A 19,988-nucleotide genomic window follows, 5' to 3' on the forward strand; every position below is an offset into this window, starting at 1 on the left:
GGGCTTCATGCCCGGCCTTTTTTTTTGCAGGTCACGCCGCCGCGGTGTTACTCGACCGCCGCCGTTGTCGCCGGGGGAAAGCTCTTGTCGGCCAGGAACGGGTAGGCGATCGCCGCGAGCTGCTGGCGCTCGGGCCCGTCGATGCGCAAGAAATGCCAGCTATCGTCTTCGCGAACCGCGAGGAGCGGCTGTTCGTGGCGGGTCTTCTTGCCGCCGGCGATCGTGGTGAAGGCGGTGGGGATGAGAACCCAGGTCGCCTCGGAGCCGTCGCCGAGCGCCGCGTCCTCGGCGTCGAGCGCGTCGAGATTGGCGGTGACGTCGCGGTATTTCGTGCCCTTCATCAGGTCCTTCGTCTGCTCGATCAGCGTCGATTCGAGCTTGTTCGTCTCGAGCCCGCTGGCGCCGGCAAAGACGTTGAGAATGCGGGGCGGCAGGGCACCGACGATCTTCTCGGCGTTGCCGGCGGTGATCGAGCGCAAATAGGTGTCGAGCGACTTCTGCATCGCTTGCGCTTCCGCCGGGCTGAGCGGGCGGGCGGCGGCGGGAAGCGCCGCGAGGGCGGCAAGGGCGGCGGCAAGAACGATACGCATCGAAACCTCCTTCGGCGTCTGGCTTGCGGCCGATCTTGCACAGCGTCCACGCGGGCTCAAGGGCCGGGCGTGGACATTCGCGATCCTCCGCCGTTAAGGTCGCGCGGCGCACGCGAAGCAGGAGACCGACATGCCATTCACCATCGCCACCTGGAACATCAACTCCGTCCGCCTGCGCGAGGCGCTGGTGCAGCGACTGATGGCGGAGGAGGCGCCGGACATCCTGTGTCTGCAGGAATGCAAGTCGCCGGTCGAGAAGATTCCGACCGAGGGCTTCGCGGAGCTCGGCTACCGGCACATGGTGGCGCGCGGGCAGAAGGGTTACAACGGCGTGGCGATCCTCTCGAAACTGCCGCTCGAGGAGGTCGGCGCGCATGATTTCGTCGATCTCGGCCATGCCCGTCACGTTGCGGCGCGGCTTGGGAACGGGGTGACGATCCACAATTTCTACGTTCCGGCCGGCGGTGACATTCCCGACCGGGAAGCGAACGTGAAGTTCGGCCAGAAGCTCGATTACGTCACGGCGATGCGCGACTGGGCGCATGGCGAGAAGCCGGAAAAGGCGATCCTCGTCGGCGATCTCAACATCGCGCCGCGCGAGGACGACGTGTGGAACCACAAGCAGCTTCTGAAGATCGTCAGCCATACGCCGATCGAGGTCGAGCATCTCGGCGCGGCGCAGGAGGCCGGGGCCTGGGTGGACGTCACCCGCAAGGACATTCCCGAGGGGCAGCTTTACAGCTGGTGGTCCTACCGCTCGCCGGACTGGGACGCGGCGGACAAGGGCCGGCGGCTCGACCACATCTGGGCTACGCCCGACATCGCCAATGCCGGGTATGGAAGCCGGGTGCTGCGTGCCGCGCGCGGCTGGGAACAGCCGTCGGACCACGCCCCGGTCTTCGCGACGTTCGATCTGTGACTGAAGCGGTCTGGGGCCGTTATCGGCGCGTCACACTGCCCGCGGCGCGCGTCGGCGCAGCCGTGCGAGGCTGAGTTCGAGCGCCTCGAACTCCAGCAGCTCGCGGCGGACAGGACTGGAATGCAGCGGCAACGCGCCGCGCGCGGCGAGCGCGCCGGGGGCGGTGGTGCGCGCAAGCGCGGGGTTGGCAGCGATCCGGCCGAGATAGAGGCTCTCGGTCCAGACCCCGCCGGCGGCGATCAGCGCGTGACGCTCCAGCAACAGGCCGTGGCAGATCGCGGTCGCGCTCTCCGCCTCCCACACGGCGGTCTCCCCATTCACCAGGTGACGCGCCTCGACGAGAACCTCCTCCTCGCCGAAATGGTACTCGACGTCGGCGCCTGACAGCGCGATGCGTTGGGAGGGCTGCGCGACAAGGTCGCTTCCGAGGCCGAAATACGGCGCAATGAGCCGCACCGGCCTAAAGCTGCCGATCGCGGGAACCTCGACGCCGCCCTGCCAGAGCACGGGCTGCAGCCCCTCATCGGCCGTCAGGACGAGGTCACCGGGCCGGATTGAGGCGATCGGCCGCGGCCCGTCGGCGGTCACGATCTCGGTCCAGGGCGCGAGGCCGGGCGTCGGTCCCACCGTTTGCCAGTGATCGGCGAGCCCGAACCAGTCCAAGGCCGTATGGCGCGGGCCTTCGCGGTCGGTGTCGAACAGCGCGCCGATCTCGCCCGCCAGAAGCGGCAGCGCGACGTTCGCCTCTTGCTGGCGGATCGTGCCGCTCGTGAGGTTTTCGGCGGTGAGGAGGCTCCTCCCGCGGCGGTGGTCCCAGTGGTAGCTGAGCCGAAGCTGGCCTGAGACCGGAACCCGGCCGAGGCCGATGGAGAGATGGCTGACGTCAGGCCCGTGCCGGCGCAGGAAGTGCAGGCGCCCGTCGGTTGTCGCCTCGAGTGCGAAAATGCGCTGCGGCTCCATCCGCGGCGCGAGGCGCAGGACCGGGCCGCGGACGCGCGCGACCTCGTCGAGGTCAAGTTCGAAGACCAGCGTGCCAACGTCGAGGCGCACTGGAAGCCCCGTCGCCCCGATCCGCTGCGTCGGGCCGCCGATCTTGCGGAGTGCAAGCCAAGTCATGCCGCGTGACCTCCGCAGGCGGAGGCCGGCGCGGCCTTGTGTCTGCCCGGACTGCTCGTTCTTGCCATGTTCCCAATATGTCCGGTCGCGCCCGATTTGTGAATCGCCATTTTCATGAATGATTCTCGGCGACTCGAGGCCGGTGGCGGCGGCGCAACAGTCGCGCCGCATTGAAGGGCCGGGCGGATGCGGGTAACGCTGTGCCACCTTGATAAGGAGCGCACCTTGACCGATCCCATCGACGCCGTCCGGCTGACCGCCGACCTGATCCGCTGCCCCTCGGTCACGCCCGAGGAAGGGGGGGCGCTGGTGCTTCTGCAGACGCTGCTCGAGGGCGCGGGTTTTGAGTGCTACCGGGTCGACCGGGCGGGCACGCCCAATCTCTTCGCGCGCTGGGGGCGGAAGGGCGCGGCGCGGACATTCGGCTTCAACGGCCATACCGACGTGGTGCCGGTGGGCGACGGCGGAGCCTGGAGCCGCGATCCGTTTGGCGGCGAGATTGTCGACGGCTGGCTCTGGGGCCGGGGCGCGACCGACATGAAATCCGGGGTCGCGGCCTTCGCAGCTGCCGCGGTCGATTTCGTCCGCGCGACGCCGCCGGATGGCGCGATCGTCCTGACGATCACCGGCGACGAGGAGGGGCCGGGGACGGACGGCACGGTGGCGCTGCTCGACTGGATGGCGGCCGAGGGTGAGGCGATGTCGGTGTGCCTCGTCGGCGAGCCGACCTGTCCGGAGCGGATGGGCGAGATGATGAAGATCGGCCGGCGCGGCTCGATGAACGCGCTGATCGTGGCGCAGGGGGTGCAGGGCCATTCGGCCTATCCGCACCGGGCGAAGAATCCGCTCCACGCGCTGGTGCGGCTTCTCGACCGGATCGCCTCGGAGTCGCTCGACCACGGGACCGAGCATTTCGATGCCTCGACGCTCGCCGTGACCTCGGTCGATACCGGGAACACGGCGACGAACGTGATCCCGGCGCGGGCACGGGCGGCGCTGAACATCCGCTTCAACGATGCCCACAGCTCGGCGAGCCTCACGGACTGGCTGAAGGCCGAGGCGGTGAAGGTCGGCGCCGAAACCGGCGTTGGGTTCACGGTCGAGGTGCAGGTGTCGGGCGAGAGCTTCCTGACCCCGCCCGGCGATTTCGTGCGGCTGGTGGCGGGGGCGGTGGCGGCCGAGACCGCGGTGGAGCCGGTCCTGTCGACTTCGGGCGGAACCTCGGATGCGCGGTTCGTCAAGGACCATTGCCCGGTCGTGGAGTTCGGGTTGGTTGGCAAGACCATGCATCAGGTCGACGAACGGGTCGAGGTGGCGCAGATCGCCCAACTGAAGGCGATCTACGCCCGCATCCTTCAGGATTACTTCGCCTGACCTCGGGCGCGGCGGAGAGCGCGGGCGCCTCCGGCGGGGAGATTTGGGCCGGGATGCAGGGGAGTGGCGGGGCGCGAAGCCGCGCCATCCCCGGGTGCCGTCACCTCAACCGCTTGAGGATGTCGAGGCTCGCATAGCCGTCCGGGATCATGCCGATCGCGCGCTGGTAGGCGCGGATCGCGGCGATCGTGTTGGGGCCGATTTTGCCGTCAACGCCCTGGGTGTTGAAGCCGGCGCGGGTCAGGCGCTCCTGCAGCTCGCGACGTTCGGCGAAGAGAAGCGCCCGGTCGTCGCGCGGCCAGCCCGTCCGGATCGGGCCGCCGCCGGCGATGCGGTCGGCGAGGTGGCCGACGCCGATCACATAGGCATCGGCGGCGTTGTAGCGCTCGATCACCTGGAAGTTCTTGAAGATCATGAAGGCCGCGCCGCGGGCGCCGGCCGGCATCAGGATCGAGGCCGAGCCGTGGTTCGGCACCACCCGCCCGTCCATGTCGCGCACGCCGAGCGCGGCCCAGTCCGAAGGCGATTTCTTGATCCGGTCGCCGGTGAGGCCGAAATCGAAGCCGCGCGGCAGCTGCACCTCGACGCCCCAGGGCCGGCCCTTCTGCCAGCCGAAACGGGCGAGATAGGCCGCCGTCGAGGCCAGCGCGTCGGCGGGGTTGTCCGACCAGATGTCGCGCTTGCCGTCGCCGGTGAAATCCACCGCATAGGCGAGATAAGAGGTCGGGATGAACTGGGTATGGCCCATCGCGCCGGCCCAGCTTCCGGTCATCGCGCGCGGGTCGACATCGCCCGCCTGGACGATCTTCAGCGCCGCGATGAGCTGGCTTTCGAAGAAACCGCCGCGGCGCCCGTCATAGGCGAGCGTCGCCAGCGACTCGATCAGTGGCATCGTGCCGCGATGGGTGCCGTAGGAGCTTTCCAGGCCCCAGACCGCCACCACCACTTCCTTGTCGACGCCGTAGGTCGCCTCGATCCGTTCGAGGAGCTTGCGGTGCTCGGCGAGTGCCGCGCGGCCGTTGGCCACCCGCTTTTCCGAGGCGGCGCTGTCGAGGTAGTCCCAGATCGTCTTGGTGAACTCGCTCTGGTTGCGGTCCTTGGCGATCACGTCGGTATTGTATTCGACGCCCCGGAAGGCCCGGTCGAACACGTCCGCCCGGATCCCCTGCGCCTTCGCGCGGCCGCGGAAGCCGTTGATCCAGCGGTCGAAGCCCTGGTTGTAGGCGGCCGGGACGATCTTCTCCGGTTCCTCCACGAAGATCCCTTCCCTGGCTGGAACGCCCGGCACCGATCCGGCCGCTTCCGCCACCAGCGGAAGCAACGTGCAAAGCGTGACGATCCCGGCTGTCTGTCGCATGTCTCACCTGCCTCGTTCGTTTCTTTGCCCGAAGTGTAGCGCCACGGCGCGCTTCGGGAAAGACTCGCCTGAACCGGTCGGCGGCGCGGCGCAATCCTCAGCGCCGCTTGCGCTCCACTCGCCGCTTGGTCCGCGCGGATTTCGCCTTCGCCTGGCCGGGCCGGCGCCCCGTGGGGCGGCCGCGCCGCGCCGAGGCGCCGGCGGCCATCGGCCGCCCCTCGATCTCCAGAAGCTCCAGCATAAGACCACCGGTGACCGGCACCGCCTCGGCAAGGCGCACCGTGACCCGCTGGCCGATGCCGATCTCGGTTCCGGTATCGGCGCCCATCAGGGTTTGGCTCTTGGGGTCGTAGTGGAAGAACTCGCGGCCCAGCGTACGGATCGGGATGATCCCGTCCGCTCCGGTCTCGTCGAGCTTCACGAAGAGCCCGAAGCGGGCGATGCCGCTGACGCGGCCGGCGAACTCGTTGCCGACGCGTTCGGAGAGATAGGCTGCGAGGTAGCGGTCGGTCGTGTCGCGCTCGGCGGCCATCGAGCGGCGCTCGGTCTCCGAGATATGCGTTGCCGTCTCCTCCAGCATCTCGATGTCCTGCGGGGAGAGCCCGTCCTCGCCCCAGCCGTGGCCGAGGATCAGCGCCCGGTGCACGACCAGGTCGGAGTAGCGCCGGATCGGCGAGGTGAAATGGGCGTAGCTCTTCAGCGCGAGGCCGAAATGGCCGAAATTCTCGGCGTGGTAATAGGCCTGGGTCATCGAGCGCAGAGTCGTGATGTTCAATAGCTCGTCGAAATCGGTGCCCTCGGCCTGCGCCAGAAGCCGGTTCAGGTGCTCGGTCCTGAGAACCTGCCCCTTGGCCAGCGTGAATCCTGAGGCTTCCGCGACCTCACGGAGCGCGTCGAGCTTGTCCGGCGAGGGTTCCTCGTGCACCCGGAAAAGGAGCGGGCGGCGCAGGCGGATCAGTTCCTCGGCGGCGGCGACATTGGCGAGGATCATGAATTCCTCGATCAGCCGGTGCGCGTCGAGCCGCTCGCGGAAGGCGACCGATAGAACCTCGCCCTCCTCGCTCAGGACGATCTTGCGCTCCGGCAGGTCGAGGTCCAGCGGCTGGCGCATCGCGCGGGCGGTCTTCGTCGCCTCGTAGGCGGCGTAGAGCGGCTTGATGACATCGCCCAGAAGTGCTTCGCAGCGCTCGTTCGGGCGGCCGTCCTCGGCCTCCTGCACCTCGGTGTAGTGGAGGCTCGCCACCGACCTGATCATCGCCCGGGTGAAGCGGTGCGAGACCTTGCGGCCTTTCGAATCGAGCTTCATCCAGACCGCGAGGACCGGCCGCGCGACGCCTTCGTGCAGCGAGCAGAGATCGCCCGAGAGCCGGTCCGGCAGCATCGGCACGACCCGGTCGGGGAAATAGGTCGAGTTGCCGCGGTGCCGCGCCTCGCGGTCCAGGGCCGAGCCCGGTGTGACGTAATGCGCGACATCGGCGATGGCGACCCAGACGATATGGCCGCCCTCGTTCTTCGGATCCTCGTCGGCATGGGCATAGCAGGCATCGTCATGGTCGCGCGCATCGGCCGGGTCGATGGTGACGAAGGGCAGATGGCGCAGGTCCTCGCGGTCGCCGAGCGGCGCCGGCTTCCTGCCGTCCGCCTCCTCGATCGCCGCGTCGGGGAAGTCGTCGGGAATGCCGTGCTGGTGGATCGCGATGAGCGACACCGCCTTCGGCGCCGACGGATCGCCGAGCCGCGCGAGGATCCGCGCCTTGGGCAGGCCCATCCGCCCCTTCGGCCCGGCCTGCTCGGCCTCGACCAGTTCGCCGTCCTTCGCGCCCTGCGTGGCGTCGGCGGCGACCAGCCATTCCTTTTCCGAGCCCTTGTCGATCGGCACGATCCGGCCGCCTTCGGTTGCCTTGCGGAAGATGCCGATGACCTTGTGCGGATTGGCACCGATCTTGCGGATCAGCCGCGCCTCGTAGTGGTGGTCTTCGCCCCTCACCTCGGTGACGCGGGCGAGGATGCGGTCGCCCTCCGCCACCGGCGCGTCGGCCTTGCGCGGCTGGAACAGCACCCGCGGCTCCGGCCCCTCGCCCTGCCATTCCAAGGGCCGCGCGAACTGGTCGCCGTTGCGGTCGGGCGGCAGGATGGCGAGGATCGTCACCGGCGGCAGCTTCTCGGGGTCGCGGTAGGTCTTGCGGCGGCGCTCCAGATTGCCCTCCGACTCGAGCTCCTTCAGGAGCCGCTTTAGCTCGATCCGGTCGCCTCCCTTGATGCCGAAAGCCTTCGCGATATCGCGCTTGGCCGAGAGGCCGGGATTGTCGGCGATCCAGTCGAGGATCTCGGTCTTGGAGGGAATACGCGCCATGCGCATCAGCTAGCACGCAAGCGGGACGGCGTCATGCGGAAAGCGATGGCGCCGGGTGGCTTCGGCAGTGAGCCGGAGGCGCAAGAAGAAGCTTCTCGGGCCGGTCGGTGGAGCTGTTCAGGTCAGATGAAGCGGCTGACGCCGCCGAGGCGTGAGCCGTGACCTCAGCAGCGCCATCGGATGGCTCCGGAGCGTGAGCCGCATCGCGGCGTAGTCCTCCACCACATGTTCGCCCTCCCCCATCTCGGCGAAGCTCACGACCGGCTCCACGATCCCCTCGCCGTCGATGTCGTCCGCAAAGAGCGGCAGCGGCCGGTCGGTCGTGGCGCGCGCGGCCCAGAGCGCGTCGCGGCGGCTGAGCCCGAGGCCGGCGAAGGCATCGGCCTCGGCCAGGAGCGTCAGCGTGCGGGGGGCGATGCCGGCGCGGCGCCAGACATCCTCGACCGCGCGGTAGCCGTTGCCGCGTGCCGCGGTGATCCACTCGCCCTCCTCCTCGGCCAGGCCGCGGATCTGGCGGAGGCCGAGGCGGAGCGCGAGCCCGCCCTCGCGCAGCGCCTCCATCCGGTTGTCCCAGGTGCTCGCGTTGATGCAGACCGGCAGCACCGTGACCCCATGCGCGCGCGCGTCGCGCACGATCTGGGCCGGGGCGTAGAAACCCATCGGCTGGGAGTTGAGGAGCGCGCAGGCGAAGATGCCGGGATGGCGGTATTTCAGCCAGGCCGAGGCATAGACCAGAAGCGCGAAGCTCGCCGCGTGGCTTTCGGGGAAGCCGTAGCTGCCGAAGCCCTCGATCTGGGAGAAGCAGCGTGCGGAGAAGTCGTCGTCATAGCCGTTCGCGCGCATGCCCTCCATGAAGCGTTCGCGGAACTCCGAGACATTGCCATGCTTCTTGAAGGTGGCGAGCGAGCGGCGGAGCCGGTCGGCCTCCTCGGGCGAGAAGCCCGCGCCGATGATCGCGATCTGCATCGCCTGTTCCTGAAAGAGCGGCACGCCGAGGGTCTTTTCCAGCACCGCGCCGAGCGCGTCGGAGGGGAAGGTGACCCGTTCCTGCCCGTTACGGCGGCGGATGAAGGGATGCACCATGTCGCCCTGGATCGGGCCGGGGCGGATGATCGCGACCTGGATCACGAGATCGTAGAACTTCCTCGGCTTCATCCGCGGCAGGAAGTTCATCTGCGCCCGGCTCTCGACCTGGAAGACGCCGATCGAATCGGCCTCGCAGAGCATGTCATAGACCTCCGGATCCTCGGCGGGGAGGGTGGCGAGCGTGTAGCCGGTCTTGTGGTGCCGGGCGATCAGGTCGAAGGCCTTGCGGATGCAGCTGAGCATGCCGAGCGCCAGCACATCGACCTTGAGGATGCCGAGCGCGTCGATGTCGTCCTTGTCCCAGGGAATGACCGTGCGGCCCTCCATCGTCGCGTTCTCGACCGGCACCAGCTCGTCGAGCCGTCCCTCAGTCATGATGAAGCCGCCGACATGCTGGGAGAGGTGGCGGGGAAAACCCTGGATCTCGGCGATGAGGTCGAGCGTCTGCAAAAGCCGCCGGTCGGCCGGGTCGAGCCCGATCTCCTGCAGCCGCTCGGGCGAGACTGCGCCGCCGCCCCAGCCCCAGATCTGGCTCGACATGGCCGAGAGCGTGTCGTCGCTGAGCCCCATCGCGCGGCCGACCTCGCGCACGGCGCGCTTGCCGCGGTAATGGATCACGGTGGCGCAGAGCCCCGCGCGGTGACGGCCGTATTTCTGGTAGATGTGCTGGATCACCTCCTCGCGCCGCTCGTGCTCGAAATCGACGTCGATGTCGGGGGGCTCGTCGCGCGCCTCGGAGACGAAGCGCTCGAAGACCATGGTGCCGATCTCGGGGCTGACCGAGGTGACGCCGAGCGCGTAGCAGACCACCGAATTGGCCGCCGAGCCGCGGCCCTGGCAGAGGATGCCGCGGGCTCTTGCGAAGGCGACGACATCGCGGACGGTGAGGAAATAGGGCTCGTAGCCCAGCTTGGCGATGAGGGCGAGCTCGTGCTTCGCCATCGCCCGCACCCGGTCCGGCGTGCCGTTCGGATAACGCCAGCGCAGGCCCTCATGGGTCAGGCGCGCGAGGCGGGCGGCGGGTGCCTCGCCGTCCGAGACTTCGGAAGGATATTCGTAGCGCAACTCGTCGAGCGAGAAGGCGAGGCGGCCCGCGATCTCGCCCGAGCGGTGGACGGCATCCGCGTGGCCCGCGAAGATCCGCAGCATCTCGGCCTCGGGCCTGAGGCGCTGTTCGGCATTGGCAAGCGCCGCGCGGCCGAGATCGTCGACACGGATGCCGGTACGAATCGCGGTCAGCACGTCGGCGAGGCGGCGGCGCGCGGGCTGGTGCATGAGCGGGCGGGCGGAGGCGACGGTCGGCAGGCCGAGGTCGTGGGCGAGGGTGGCGAGCCGATCGAAGCGGGCGCTATCCGCGCCGTCGTAAGAGGGCGCCATCAGGAGCGCGAGCCGGTCCCCGCCAAGGCGGCGCGTCAGCCGTTCCGCCCGTGTTGCCCATGCGCCCGCGCCGCCCCCCGGCCTGTCCGCCCGTGTCAGCGTCTCGGGTGGCGGGTGGAGGAGCAGCTCCATCCCCGTCGCGCCCCAGGCGAGGAGGTCGTCGAAGTCGAGATGGCACTCCCCCTTCGGCGCCCGGAGCCGACCGGCCGAGATCAGCCGGCAGAGCCGCCCCCAGCCGGCGCGGTCCTGTGGCAAGGCGGTGACTGTGAACCCGTCGGTCAGGCGGATCAGCGCGGCGGGGATGAGGCGCGGCACCGTTCCCGTCTGGCGCCGGATCTCCCGCGCCGCGACATGGGCACGGACGATCCCGGCCACGGAGTTCTGATCGGCGATGGCGAGCGCCTTCTGGCCGAACTCGGCCGCCGTGCCCATCAGCTCCTCGGGATGCGAGGCCCCGGTGAGGAAGGTGAAGTTCGAGGTGGCGGACAGTTCGATGAACATGCGGGAACCCTGACAGCCGCATTATCATATTCATGCTTTGTTCTCATTGCGAGTCCCCAAGGGGGCCGCCTCCGGCGCCGCCATTTCGGACAGAGATCGCTGTTCTCACTTTCTGTCCGAAAATACTCTCGGGGGTGAGCCCCGGATCTCATCCGGGGCGAGGGGGCGGAAAGCCCCCTCAGCCGAAAACGGTAACGGCCGCCCGAAGGCGGCCGTTCCAGAGGGTCGGGTGCGGGTTTCTCAGCCCTTGCGCGCGGCGCGGACCGCTTCCTCGAGCTTGCCGAGCGCCTCGGTGAAGACGCCGTCCTGGATGGTGATCGGCGAGAGGAAGCGGATCACGTTGCCATGGACGCCGCAGGTCAGGAGCAGGAGACCACGGTTCAGCGCTTCGGCCCGGACCTTGTTCGCGAAATCGGCCGAGGGCTTGCCGCCGAGATTGAACTCGACCGCGTTCATGAAGCCCGGGCCGCGGATGTCGACGATCTCGGGCACGTCGTCGCGCAAGCTGGCGAGGTGCTGCTTCAGCCGCGCGCCGAGCTGGTTGGCGCGGTCGCAGAGCCCCTCTTCCTCGATCACGTCGAGGACCGCGTTCGCAGCCGCGATGCCGAGCGGGCTGCCGCCATAGGTGCCGCCGAGTCCGCCCGGCGCGGGGGCGTCCATGATCTCGGCGCGGCCGGTGACGGCGGCCAGCGGGAAGCCGCCGGCGAGCGACTTGGCCATCGTCGTGAGATCGGGCGCGACGTCGTGATGGTCCATCGCGAACATCTTGCCGGTGCGGGCGAAGCCGGTCTGCACCTCGTCGGCGATCAGGAGGATGCCGTGCTCGTCGCAGATCGCGCGAAGCGCCACCATGAACTCGCGCGGCGCCTCATAGAAGCCGCCCTCGCCCTGCACCGGCTCGACGATGATCGCGGCGACGCGCTTGGGGTCGACATCGGCCTTGAAGAGGTAGTTGAGCGCGTCGATCGACTTCTCGACCGTCATGCCGTGCATCGGCACCGGGAAGGGCGCGTGGAACACATCCGCGGGCATGCCGCCGAAGCCGACCTTGTAGGGCACGACCTTGCCGGTGAGCGCCATGCCCATGAAGGTGCGGCCGTGGAAGCCGCCGGTAAAGGCGACGACGGCCTGGCGGCCGGTCGCGGCGCGGGCGATCTTGACCGCGTTCTCCACGGCCTCGGCGCCGGTGGTCACGAAGATCGACTTCTTCTCGCCCCTGCCCGGAACCATGCCGTTCAGCCGCTCGGCAAGGCGGACGTAGTTCTCGTAAGGCACGACCTGGTGGCAGGTATGGGTGAAACGGTCGATCTGGTCCTTCACGGCCGCGATCACCTTCGGGTGGCGGTGGCCGGTGTTCAGGACCGCGATGCCGGAGGCGAAGTCGATGTAGCGGTTGCCTTCCTTGTCCCAGATCTCCGCATTCTCGGCCCGGTCGGCATAGATCTGCGTCATCACGCCGACGCCGCGCGACATGGCGGCCTTGCGGCGGGTTTCGATCTCGGCGTTCAGCATGGTGGCTCTCCTCGGAACGTTGTCCGCCTCCAATAGTCCTTCGGCAGGAAATGATCAATATTGCGAATTGCTGCACAATAAATTTATCGCTATGGGGTGGAGCGGGCAGGAAAGGGATCGCCGGGCATGGATTTCGACACCGGATCGCGGCTGAAGGAAGAGCGCGAGAAGCTGCGCCTGTCGCAGCGCCAGCTCGCGACGGCGACCGGCGTCACGAGCGGCATGATCTCGATGATCGAGCAGAACCGCACCAGCCCCTCGGTGGCGACGCTGAAGAAGATCCTCGCCGGGCTCGGCATCTCGCTGGGCGACTTCTTCGCGGGCGGCGGCGATGGCGGGACGAAATGGCATTTCCGGCATGACGAACTGCGCGAGATCACGCCCGCGGCGAAGCTCGGCGAGGCCGGCGGGGGGGTGGTCTTCCGCCAGGTCGGGCGGCCCGGCGCCAGCGCGGTGCAGATGCTGTACGAGACCTATGCTTCGGGTGCCGATACCGGGGCGGAGCTTTACAGCCACGACGCCGAGGAGGCGGGGATCGTGATCTCGGGCCGGGTGCTGGTCACGGTCGGTGCGGAAACGCAGCTTCTGACCGCGGGCGACGGCTATCTCTTCAACAGCCGCACGCCGCACCGGTTTCACAATCCGGGGCCGGATGATTGCGTCATCGTCTCGGCCTGTACCCCGCCGACCTTCTGATCCCGCGTCGCCGTCGGCGGAATCGTGCGGACCGCGCGCGGCGATTTCGGCCAGGCTTGGCCGAGTGAATCCCCGCTTATGGCCAGACCGGCTGCGAGGGGCGATCCTAGGGGCCCTAGTCCCAAAGGAAAGGAGCCTCTCATGGACTATGAACAGCACATGCCGGGCCGCTCCTCCTACGATCCCTCCCGCGCCCGGCCGCAGATGCCCCGCGAGGGCGGGGCAGGCCGCGTCCTGCTTGTAACCGCCGTCATCATCGTGGCACTCGCGCTGGTGCTCGGGATGGCGGGCGGTGGCGGGGAGGTCGCGCCGGCCGATCCGGCCGCTGCGCCCGCGGCGACGGAAACCGCGCCTGCGGCGACCGAGTGACGACACCGACAGGACCGAAGGGGCGGGCGCTCAGGCGCCCGCCTTCGATTCGAACAGCAGCTGGCGGCGGGCTGGCGCCGTATGCGCGCGGCCATTCGTAGCCACACGGCGGCGAAGGCAGGATCTCGGGATGGGCCGAGGCTCCGCCGGTGCGGACCAGCCATCTGTCCGAGTCGCGCCAGTCGGGTTCGAAGCCGCGACAGCTGAGAAAGAAGATCCCGAGGCGGCGAGAGCGCCTGTCAGCACTCAGCCCGTCGGCGTGTCGCAGAAATCGCTGATCGAGACTTCGAACCGGTTGCCGGGAAGCGCCGCACAGGCGAGGAGCGCGACCGGAAGGAAGAGGCCGAGATAGCCGAGCGCCCGGCGCAGCGCCATGCAGGACAGGACGAGATCGGCATCGGGCGATTTCGGGGCCGGGTCGGTCATCGGGGGCGCCGGGTTTCTCCGGCGGCGACGCTAGGCCAGACAAGGCGGGTGTTGCGCGCGGCGCTTACACCCCGGCGAGTTCGGCCAGCACCGCCTCGGCGGCGGCGGCCGGATCCTCGGCCTGCCAGATCGGACGGCCGACGACGATATGGTCGGCGCCGTCGGTGATCGCCCGGGCCGGGGTCGCGACGCGTTTCTGGTCGCCGAGTGCGGCGCCCGCCGGGCGGACGCCCGGGGTGACGATGAGCCGGCCCGCAGCCTCGGGCAGGGCGCGGATCATCGCGGCTTCCTGCGGGCTCGCGATGACGCCGTCGGCGCCGGCGGCGAAGGCGCGTGCGGCGCGTTCGGCGACGATCTCGGGGATGTCGCCCGGCCGGATCAGCGCCGCGTCGAGATCAGCGCGGTCGAGCGAGGTCAGGATCGTGACGGCGAGGATCTTGAGGTCCTTGCCGGCCGCGCCTTCCTTGGCGGCGCGGACGACATGCGGGTCGCCGTGGACGGTGAGGAAATCGAGGTCGTATTGCGCGATACCCCGGACCGCGGCCTCTACCGTCGCGCCGATGTCGAAGAGCTTCATGTCGAGGAAGATGCGCTTGCCGAGGTCCTGCTTGAGCTCGTTGGCGAGCGCGAGGCCGCCGCCGGTCAGCAAGCCGAGACCGATCTTGTAGAAGCCGACCCGGTCGCCGAGCCTGCTGGCGAGATCGAGCCCCGCAAGGGCGTTGGGGACATCGAGGGCGACGATCAGGCGGTCATCGGCTTTGGGATGGGGCACGGCGGTCTCCTTGGCGCAGAGTCCGCGGCGGTTTCGGACGCCACGCCCGCGCTGTCAAGCGCAGAGCCGTATATCATCGCTTGAGGTGCCCGGTACCGGGCCATCGACGCGGCAGGAAGCGTCGGGACTCAAGCGGAACCCATCAGGCGGCGCGGCGGCTGGCCCGGCCTTTCGGGTCGGCGGCGAAGGCCAGTTTCGCCGCGCCGAGCAGCCGGGCGCGGAGCGGCGCGGCACCGGGAGCCCGGGCCGGCGCCGAGATCCGGACGAAGGCGCTCAGCCTGTCGTCGTTGAGGAGCACCGTGAGGGCGACGACCGCCTCGACCCGGCCGGTCCGGCGGTCGCGCCGTGCGTGGGCGATGCGGGCAGACAGGACGCGCATCGGATCACCGCTTTTCGCGGAACGGGCTTGGCACGCCGGGCATCGGGCCGTCGCGGTGGCTCGCGAGCGCCATCCATTGCGGCGCGAGCAGCGATTGCCGGCCGCGGGTCCAGAAGCTGGCAGCGCGGACAAGGGCACTGGCGAAGCGAACAGCCGTCTCACTCATCACGAATCCTCCGTTAAGGTTAAGTCCGATTAGGACCGAATCTCCTTTCGAAATCGTTTCCCGCGCGGCGGCCGCACGTCCTTGAAATCTCTCGCGCCGATGGCCAAGTCACATTCGAGATCCGGGATGTATCGTGCTGCAGAAGCGGGCGATCGGACCCCGGGGGCTAGCAAAGGAGAAGCCGATGAACATGGAGAAGTTCACGGAACGGTCTCGCGGTTTCCTTCAGGCCGCCCAGACCATCGCGATGCGCGAGGGACACCAGAGGGTGATGCCGGAGCATCTCTTGAAGGCTCTGATGGACGATGACCAGGGGCTCAGTGCCAACCTGATCAAGCGGGCGGGCGGCGAACCGAAGCGCGTGGCCGAGGCGGTCGACGCGATTATCGCCAAGACGCCGAAGGTCTCGGGTGGCGATGGCCAGGTCTATGTCGACACCTCGCTTGTTCGCGTGCTCGACGAGGCCGAGAAGATCGCGAAGAAGGCGGGCGACAGCTTCGTTCCGGTCGAGCGCGTCCTGATGGCGCTCGCCATGGTCAACACGAAGGCGAAGGACGCGCTCGATGCCGGGGCGGTCACGGCCCAGGCGCTGAACGCGGCGATCAACGACATCCGCAAGGGGCGCACCGCCGACTCGGCCTCTGCCGAGGAGGGCTATGAGGCGCTGAAGAAATATGCCCGCGACCTGACCGAGGCCGCCGAGCAGGGCAAGATCGACCCGATCATCGGCCGCGACGAGGAGATCCGCCGCGCGATGCAGGTTCTCAGCCGCCGCACCAAGAACAATCCTGTCCTGATCGGCGACCCCGGCGTCGGCAAGACCGCGATCGCGGAGGGGCTCGCCCTACGCATCGTCGATGGCGACGTGCCCGAGAGCTTGAAGAACAAGCGGCTGATGGCGCTCGACATGGGCGCGCTGATTGCCGGTGCCAAGTATCGCGGCGAGTTCGAGGAGCGGCTGAAGGCGGTCCTGAAGGAGATCGAGGCGGCGGCCGGCGAGGTGATCCTCTTCATCGACGAGATGCACACGCTTGTCGGCGCGGGCAAGTCCGATGGTGCGATGGATGCGGCGAACCTGATCAAGCCGGCGCTGGCGCGGGGCGAGCTGCACTGCATCGGTGCCACCACGCTCGACGAATACCGCAAGTATGTCGAGAAGGACGCGGCCCTTGCCCGGCGCTTCCAGCCGGTTCTGGTCGATGAGCCGACGGTGGAGGACACCGTCTCGATCCTTCGTGGCATCAAGGAGAAGTACGAGCTGCACCACGGGGTGCGGATCTCGGATTCGGCGCTCGTCGCGGCGGCGACGCTCAGCCAGCGCTACATCACCGACCGCTTCCTGCCCGACAAGGCGATCGACCTCGTCGACGAGGCGGCGTCGCGGCTGCGCATGGAGGTGGATTCGAAGCCCGAGGAACTGGACGCGCTCGACCGCGAGATCCTGCAAAAGCAGATCGAGGCCGAGGCGCTGAAGAAGGAGGACGACACGGCGTCGAAGGACCGGCTGGAGCGGCTGGAGAAGGAACTCTCCGATCTTCAGCAGCGCTCCGCCGAAATGACCGCGAAATGGCAGGCCGAGCGCGACAAGCTCGAATCCGCGCGCGGGCTCAAGGAACAGCTCGACCGGGCGCGGATCGAGCTCGACCACGCCAAGCGCGAGGGCAACCTGGCGCGGGCGGGGGAGCTGTCCTACGGCGTGATCCCGCAGCTCGAAAAGCAGCTTGCCGAGGCCGAGGACCGCGATGACGCGCTGATGGTCGAGGAAGCGGTGCGGCCCGAGCAGATCGCCGAGGTGGTGGAACGCTGGACCGGCATCCCGACCTCGAAGATGCTCGAAGGCGAGCGCGAGAAGCTTCTCAAGATGGAGGAGGAGCTTGGGCGCCGGGTCGTCGGCCAGCATCGCGCGGTCGAGGCGGTGTCGAAGGCGGTGCGCCGGGCGCGCGCCGGGTTGCAGGACGAGAACCGACCCTTGGGTTCGTTCCTCTTCCTCGGGCCGACCGGCGTCGGCAAGACCGAGCTGACGAAGGCGCTCGCCGAATATCTCTTCGACGACGAACACGCGATGGTCCGCATCGACATGTCGGAGTTCATGGAGAAGCATTCGGTCGCCCGGCTCATCGGCGCGCCTCCGGGCTATGTCGGCTATGACGAGGGCGGCGTGCTGACCGAGGCGGTGCGGCGGCGGCCCTACCAGGTGATCCTCTTCGACGAGGTCGAGAAGGCGCATCCGGATGTCTTCAACGTGCTGCTGCAGGTGCTCGATGACGGGGTGCTGACCGACGGGCAGGGTCACCATGTCGACTTCAAGCAGACGCTGATCGTGCTGACCTCGAACCTCGGCAGCCAGGCGCTGAGCCAGTTGCCCGACGGTGCCGATGCCGCGCAGGCGAAGCGCGACGTGATGGACGCGGTGCGCGCCCATTTCCGCCCCGAGTTCCTCAACCGGCTCGATGACCAGATCATCTTCGACCGGCTGACGCGGGGCGACATGGGCGGGATCGTCGAGATCCAGCTTCGCCGGCTTGAAAAGCGGCTCGCGCAGCGCAAGATCGCGCTCGACCTCGACGAGGCCGCCAAGGTCTGGCTGGCCGAGGAAGGCTACGATCCGGTCTTCGGAGCGCGGCCCCTGAAGCGGGTGATCCAGCGCCACCTGCAGGACCCGCTTGCCGAGATGCTCCTGGCCGGCGACGTGAAGGACGGCGACACGGTCCACGTCAGCGCCGGGACCGACGGGCTGATCGTGGGCGAGAGGGTCTCGAAATCCACCCGGCCCCGGCCCGAGGACGCGGTGCTGCACTGACACGAAGGGGGCGGAGCGATCCGCCCCCTTTGTTTCAATCGGCCAACGAAACTTTGAGCCGGCTTTATTGGGCGATTTCCGGGACCGGGTGTAGGGTCTCCGTCAAATGAAGTTCCGGAGGCCCCGATGCGCCGTTTTAGCCCTGATCTGACCTGGTCCGACGTCACGCCGAAGGCGGCGTTCCTGAACCGCCGCCAACTCATCGCCGGAGCGGCGGCTCTGGGCTTTGCTGGCCCGGCCACGGCGAAGCTGTCCTATGCGCCCTCCTCCTATTCGACCGATGCCGAGCCGAACACCTTCGAGCAGATCACCCGCTACAATAACTTCTACGAGTTCGGCACCGGCAAGGACGAGCCGATGGCCTATGCCGGGCAGCTGACCACCGACCCCTGGGCGGTGAAGATCGACGGTCTGGTCGAGAAGCCCGGCGACTACGACCTTGCCGACCTTCTCAAGGGCGTGGCGCTCGAAGAACGCATCTACCGCTTCCGCTGTGTCGAGGCCTGGTCGATGGTCGTGCCCTGGATCGGCTTTGAGCTGTCCGAGATCCTGGAGCGGGTGGGGGTCCAGCCCGGCGCGAAATACGTCGCCTTCGAGACACTGGTCAGACCCGAGGAGATGCCGGGCCAGAACTACCCGATCCTCGACTGGCCCTATCGCGAGGGGTTGCGGCTCGACGAGGCGATGAATCCGCTGACGATCCTCGCCACCGGGCTCTATGGGGAGGAGATGCCGAAGCAGAACGGCGCGCCGATCCGGCTCGTCGTGCCGTGGAAATATGGCTTCAAGTCGATCAAGTCGATCGTGAGGATCAGCCTGACCGAGGCCCAGCCGCCCTGCACCTGGAACATGCTGCAGCCGCGCGAATACGGCTTCTATTCCAACGTGAACCCCGAGGTCGACCATCCGCGCTGGAGCCAGGCGACCGAGCGGCGCATCGGCGGCGGGCTCTTCGCGGGGCGCGAGCCGACGCTGATGTTCAACGGATACGGCGACGAGGTGGCCTCGCTCTATGCCGGGCAGGACCTGACGAAGGATTTCTGAGGTGATCACCCGCCAGTCGACACTGACCTGCCCGCATTGCGGCACCGCCAAGACGGAGACCATGCCGCTCGATGCCTGCCAGTTCTTCTACGACTGCACCGGCTGCGGCGTCGTGCTGAGGCCGCGCCCCGGCGATTGCTGCGTGTTCTGCTCCTATGGCGACGTGCCCTGTCCGCCGGTCCAGGCCGGCGAAAGCTGCTGCGGGCGGACATGAGCGTCGCCGACCGGATCAACCGCGCCGCCCGGCGCCTGCCCGCCTGGCCGATCTATCTCATCGGGGCCGCGCTGCCGGTCTGGCTGTTCTGGCAGGGCACGACCGGCGGGCTCGGCATCGACCCGGTGAAGGCCATCGAACAGCGGCTCGGCCTTTGGGCGCTGAAACTGATCGTGGCCGGGCTGTGCATCACACCCCTGCGCCGCTTCGCGGGGGTGAACCTCATCCGCTACCGCCGGGCGATCGGGCTCGTGGCCTTCTTCTATGTCGTGCTGCATTTCCTGACCTGGCTCGTTCTCGACATGGGGCTTCTCTGGTCCCAGGCGCTGGGCGACATCGCCAAGCGGCCCTATGTGACCGTCGGCATGGTCGGGCTCCTTGCGCTGATGCCGCTGGCGCTGACCTCGAACGACTGGTCTGTGCGCCGGCTCGGGGCGCTGCGCTGGCGGCTCCTGCACCGGCTGACCTATCTCGCCGCCATCGCGGGTGCCGTTCATTTCCTCTGGCTCGTGAAGGCCTGGCCGGTCGAACCCTTCCTCTATCTCGGCGCGGTTCTCGGGCTCCTCGCGCTGCGTGCGATTCCGCGAAGAGGCCGCACTGCAGCCTGACCCGGCCCGGCCCTAGGGGCAGGATTCGACGCCGAAGCCGCTCCGGCAAGCCCGAGTCTGTGGATAACCCGGGATGTGGTGCCGACCTCGTGCGTGACCGCGCAATGTTGTTGCTGCGGTACGGGTCGAATTGTTGTCTTCATTACACTAACCCCCAGATATTGGGGTGGTTTCCGCGGGTGACGAAAAAAGTTCGCCGGTCTCGAAAAAACCGCTTGCGGAGATTGGTGGTGATCCGTAAATACCCCCTCACCGAAGCGGGACAGACTGCTGCGGGGGACGGAACGGCGGCGACGCCGGGAAGTTGAGACGGAAAAACGAGTGACATG

The 19,988-nt window shown here is 68.3% G+C and carries 18 protein-coding genes; 8 read left to right on the forward strand and 10 right to left on the reverse strand.

From position 1 onward, the window contains the following. Window positions 1–47 precede the first annotated feature (47 nt). Window positions 48–590 (reverse strand): hypothetical protein, encoded by a 543-nt coding sequence (locus tag OEZ60_RS16030; protein ID WP_263338328.1) that lies wholly within the window; start codon window positions 588–590, stop codon window positions 48–50. A 130-nt stretch (window positions 591–720) separates the two neighbouring features. Between OEZ60_RS16030 and OEZ60_RS16035 the strand changes: the two genes are divergently transcribed. Continuing rightward, the gene (locus OEZ60_RS16035; RefSeq protein ID WP_263338331.1) at window positions 721–1,509 is read left to right on the forward strand and encodes an exodeoxyribonuclease III; all 789 of its coding nucleotides are present in this window, start codon (window positions 721–723) and stop codon (window positions 1,507–1,509) included. Window positions 1,510–1,539: 30 nt separating this feature from the next. On the opposite strand, the gene OEZ60_RS16040 is transcribed toward OEZ60_RS16035, so the two are convergent. Continuing rightward, window positions 1,540–2,625 (reverse strand): Hint domain-containing protein, encoded by a 1,086-nt coding sequence (locus tag OEZ60_RS16040; RefSeq protein ID WP_263338334.1) that lies wholly within the window; start codon window positions 2,623–2,625, stop codon window positions 1,540–1,542. Between the two features lie 186 nt (window positions 2,626–2,811). On the opposite strand from OEZ60_RS16040, the gene dapE reads away from it, so the two are divergent. Beyond that, window positions 2,812–3,999 (forward strand): succinyl-diaminopimelate desuccinylase, encoded by a 1,188-nt coding sequence (gene dapE / locus OEZ60_RS16045; protein ID WP_263338336.1) that lies wholly within the window; start codon window positions 2,812–2,814, stop codon window positions 3,997–3,999. Between the two features lie 100 nt (window positions 4,000–4,099). Here the strand turns inward: dapE and OEZ60_RS16050 are convergent, their stop codons facing one another. From OEZ60_RS16050 to OEZ60_RS16065, 4 genes are all read right to left on the reverse strand, one after another. Further along, window positions 4,100–5,356 (reverse strand): lytic murein transglycosylase, encoded by a 1,257-nt coding sequence (locus OEZ60_RS16050; protein ID WP_263338338.1) that lies wholly within the window; start codon window positions 5,354–5,356, stop codon window positions 4,100–4,102. Between the two features lie 97 nt (window positions 5,357–5,453). Then, window positions 5,454–7,709 carry a ribonuclease R gene (gene rnr, locus OEZ60_RS16055; RefSeq protein WP_263338339.1) on the reverse strand — a complete coding sequence of 752 codons (2,256 nt, stop codon included), beginning with the start codon at window positions 7,707–7,709 and terminating at the stop codon, window positions 5,454–5,456. 117 nt (window positions 7,710–7,826) lie between these two features. Further along, window positions 7,827–10,673, reverse strand: coding sequence for an error-prone DNA polymerase (locus OEZ60_RS16060; protein ID WP_263338340.1), 2,847 nt, complete (start codon window positions 10,671–10,673; stop codon window positions 7,827–7,829). A 240-nt stretch (window positions 10,674–10,913) separates the two neighbouring features. After that, a complete protein-coding gene (locus OEZ60_RS16065; protein ID WP_263338341.1) occupies window positions 10,914–12,185 on the reverse strand; it encodes a 4-aminobutyrate--2-oxoglutarate transaminase in 1,272 nt (423 codons plus the stop codon). A 126-nt stretch (window positions 12,186–12,311) separates the two neighbouring features. On the opposite strand from OEZ60_RS16065, the gene OEZ60_RS16070 reads away from it, so the two are divergent. Both OEZ60_RS16070 and OEZ60_RS16075 read left to right on the forward strand, forming a co-directional pair. Continuing rightward, complete coding sequence (locus OEZ60_RS16070; RefSeq protein WP_263338342.1) at window positions 12,312–12,881, forward strand: cupin domain-containing protein; 570 nt, start codon at window positions 12,312–12,314, stop codon at window positions 12,879–12,881. Window positions 12,882–13,022: 141 nt separating this feature from the next. Beyond that, window positions 13,023–13,250, forward strand: a complete 228-nt coding sequence (locus OEZ60_RS16075; RefSeq protein WP_263338343.1) for a hypothetical protein — start codon at window positions 13,023–13,025, stop codon at window positions 13,248–13,250. Between the two features lie 246 nt (window positions 13,251–13,496). Here OEZ60_RS16075 and OEZ60_RS16080 read toward each other — a convergent pair whose 3' ends face one another. From OEZ60_RS16080 to OEZ60_RS16095, 4 genes are all read right to left on the reverse strand, one after another. Further along, complete coding sequence (locus tag OEZ60_RS16080; RefSeq protein WP_263338344.1) at window positions 13,497–13,676, reverse strand: hypothetical protein; 180 nt, start codon at window positions 13,674–13,676, stop codon at window positions 13,497–13,499. 64 nt (window positions 13,677–13,740) lie between these two features. Further along, entirely contained in the window at window positions 13,741–14,448 is a 708-nt protein-coding gene (gene pyrF / locus OEZ60_RS16085) for an orotidine-5'-phosphate decarboxylase (RefSeq protein ID WP_263338345.1), read from the reverse strand. Window positions 14,449–14,590: 142 nt separating this feature from the next. Next, complete coding sequence (locus OEZ60_RS16090; protein WP_263338346.1) at window positions 14,591–14,827, reverse strand: hypothetical protein; 237 nt, start codon at window positions 14,825–14,827, stop codon at window positions 14,591–14,593. 4 nt (window positions 14,828–14,831) lie between these two features. Next, a complete protein-coding gene (locus tag OEZ60_RS16095) occupies window positions 14,832–14,993 on the reverse strand; it encodes a hypothetical protein (protein ID WP_263338347.1) in 162 nt (53 codons plus the stop codon). Between the two features lie 184 nt (window positions 14,994–15,177). On the opposite strand from OEZ60_RS16095, the gene clpB reads away from it, so the two are divergent. From clpB to msrQ, 4 genes are all read left to right on the forward strand, one after another. Next, complete coding sequence (gene clpB / locus OEZ60_RS16100) at window positions 15,178–17,793, forward strand: ATP-dependent chaperone ClpB (protein ID WP_263338348.1); 2,616 nt, start codon at window positions 15,178–15,180, stop codon at window positions 17,791–17,793. A 126-nt stretch (window positions 17,794–17,919) separates the two neighbouring features. Then, entirely contained in the window at window positions 17,920–18,837 is a 918-nt protein-coding gene (gene msrP / locus OEZ60_RS16105; RefSeq protein WP_263338350.1) for a protein-methionine-sulfoxide reductase catalytic subunit MsrP, read from the forward strand. Further along, window positions 18,830–19,051: a GDCCVxC domain-containing (seleno)protein gene (locus OEZ60_RS16110; protein WP_432759517.1), complete on the forward strand. Its 222-nt coding sequence runs from the start codon at window positions 18,830–18,832 to the stop codon at window positions 19,049–19,051. The genes msrP and OEZ60_RS16110 overlap by 8 nt, the downstream gene beginning before the upstream one ends. After that, window positions 19,048–19,659, forward strand: a complete 612-nt coding sequence (gene msrQ / locus OEZ60_RS16115; RefSeq protein WP_263338351.1) for a protein-methionine-sulfoxide reductase heme-binding subunit MsrQ — start codon at window positions 19,048–19,050, stop codon at window positions 19,657–19,659. Before OEZ60_RS16110 ends, msrQ begins: the two co-directional genes overlap by 4 nt. Window positions 19,660–19,988 lie beyond the last annotated feature (329 nt).

The organism is Albidovulum salinarum (assembly GCF_025673475.1).
GTDB lineage: Bacteria > Pseudomonadota > Alphaproteobacteria > Rhodobacterales > Rhodobacteraceae > Albidovulum > Albidovulum salinarum.